Origin of the sequence: Paenibacillus peoriae KCTC 3763 (assembly GCF_000236805.1) — a bacterium.
Taxonomy (GTDB): domain Bacteria; phylum Bacillota; class Bacilli; order Paenibacillales; family Paenibacillaceae; genus Paenibacillus; species Paenibacillus peoriae.
In genome coordinates this window covers 1-2399 of record NZ_AGFX01000005.1, presented here as the reverse complement: position 1 = coordinate 2399, position 2399 = coordinate 1, and the positions used below count along the sequence as shown (strand labels likewise).

1 protein-coding gene is annotated in these 2399 nt (G+C 49.6%); it reads right to left on the bottom strand.

The window, feature by feature from the left end; genetic code table 11:
* The coding region (locus KQI_RS26510) for a condensation domain-containing protein (protein WP_010344806.1) at nucleotides 1-2399 on the bottom strand (2399 nt) is incomplete at both ends.

Sequence of the window (2399 nt, the reverse complement as noted above, 5' to 3'; positions counted from 1 at the left end):
ATGGCTTTACCAGACTGTATCACCAGATTAAAATCATAGCTCGTCTGTTCGACCTCGGTTAGGCGAAGACTGGTCCGCGTACCTTCACTGAACTGCCGCATTTGTTTTTCCTTTGGATCATTTGCAAAAATAATCCTGTGGTTGATCCAGTTTTGCATCAGCTCAGACAACGCCTGAATTTCAGTCAGCGGATACGCAGTATGCATATGAGTAGCTATAGATTGCTCCTCGTTCTGCTTCATCACTTGTAAGAACAGAATGTTCTCATCGCTTCTAATTCGTACAGGTATCGTATTCTGTGACAAACCCAGCATTGGCTCCACATTCAGAAGATCAGGCGAATGTACGGAAACCGTACTACCAAATACGACATCATCCGTACCATTATATTTTTGGAGCAATATGCCCCACACTGTCTGCATTAATGTAACCAGCGTCACCTGATGGCGCTTGGCAATCCGAAGAATCTTGGTCGTTAGACCCACACTCAGACCAGTATTAAGCTGCTCTGCCTGATACCCCGTGTTTGACTGCATTTTGACTTGTGGCAAATGGGCCTGTTCTTCATATCCTTCCAGATATACATTCCAGTAACGAGCAGCTTTTTGACGTTCCTGATGTACTTTCAGCATAGATACCGTTTCTTCTGTAGTGACCCGTTCCAGTTCGCCCAGCAAGATATCTGGATTGACTGTAATTGTTTCTACCAACCGAACAAAGTGGCGCGCAATCTGCTCGATGGTGTCCCGCTGGTATAGTGATGCTGCATATTGCAATCCGAAATGGATGCCTGTTTCTTCCTCGCTAGCTTCCAGCATCAGGTCGAACTTCGCCGGAACCTGCTCCATACCATATGGACGGAAGCTCAGACCTTCCAACTTCAGCTCTCCTTGTTCGTTATTTTGTAGTACAAACATCGTGTCGAACAGCGGATTGCGGCTCATATCCCGCTTCACGTTCAGCCTTTCCACCAGTTCCTCAAACGGATAGTCCTGATGCTCATATGCCTGCAAGGCTCGGGCTTTCACATCCTCCACGTAGTTACGGAATGTTTGTGCTGCGGTTGGGTAGTTGCGCATGGCAAGTGTTCCAACAAACATCCCGATGATCGGCTCCAGATCCACATGTGGTCGTCCCGCAATTGGGCTGCCGACGATGATGTCTTCCTGTCCGGTGTACTGATGTAACAACGCTGTATAGGCTGCCAGCAGCACCATATACAGCGTCGAACCTGTCTGAGCTGCCAGTTCCTTCAAGCGCTCGCTGACTTCGCGTTCCAGACCGAATACCACCGTAGCGCCTGCCGTGCTTCGTACCGTAGGACGTGTAAAGTCGGTTGGCAGGTTCAGCACAGGCAAATTACCCCGGAAGGTATCCAGCCAATAGGCTTCCTGGCGCTTCATCCACTCCCGTTGTGCCTCCGTTTGTTGCCATACCGCGTAGTCTTTATATTGAATCCGTAGCGGAGACAGCTCTTCACCGCTGTACAAGCGGACAAATTCGTCGGTTAATACACCCATAGACGCGCCATCCGAGATAATATGGTGCATATCGAGCATCAACAGATGCTGTGTCTCCTGTTTTTCTCCCTCCTCCTGTACGCCCAAATCCACCAAGGCCACGCGCAGCAGCGGAGCGGCTTGCAGATCAAATGGACGTACAAAACGTTGAACCCATTTTTGCACTTCCTGGCTTACAAGCTGCTCAGTCCCCACTGTATGTTGTTCATACGCTACATCATGATGTAAGACTTCGGTATTGGTTTGTTGATTAGCTGCTGGATACGTTACTACATGCCCTGACTGCACCCTCGCATACTCTACCTCGAACGTCACCGTATCCTGAATTCGCTGTACCGGCTCGCTATTCATTAGCTCAAAGCGGGTGCGGAGTGCCGCATGGCGCGAGATCAACTGGCGGAAAACCTTCTCCACCCTTTTTGCATCCAGCGGGCCGCTTACCTGAAACACAGCGGGAATATTGTAGTTCACATCATCTGGATCAATCTGATACAAAATGTACATCCGTTTTTGTGCGGAGGACAATGGGTAGAACGGACGTTCTTCCGTTACTGGAATGGACGCATACATCTCTTGATCCAATTGTTCAATGACCGCCGCCAACTGTTCAATGGTCGGGGCTTCAAAAATACTACGTAGCGGAAGTGATTTATTCAATTCCTTATGAATCTTGGAGGCCAGCGTCGTCGCCCGCAGGGAATGTCCGCCAATCTCGAAGAAGTTCTCTTTTACGCCGACTAACTCCAAGCCCAGCACATCCTGCCAGATTTGCGCCAGCTTCGATTCCACCCACGTTCGCGGTGAGATATAATCTGCTCCCGTTTGCAAACTTCCTTCCGGTTCAGGCAGCGCTTTCCGGTCGATTTTACCGTTCGGCGT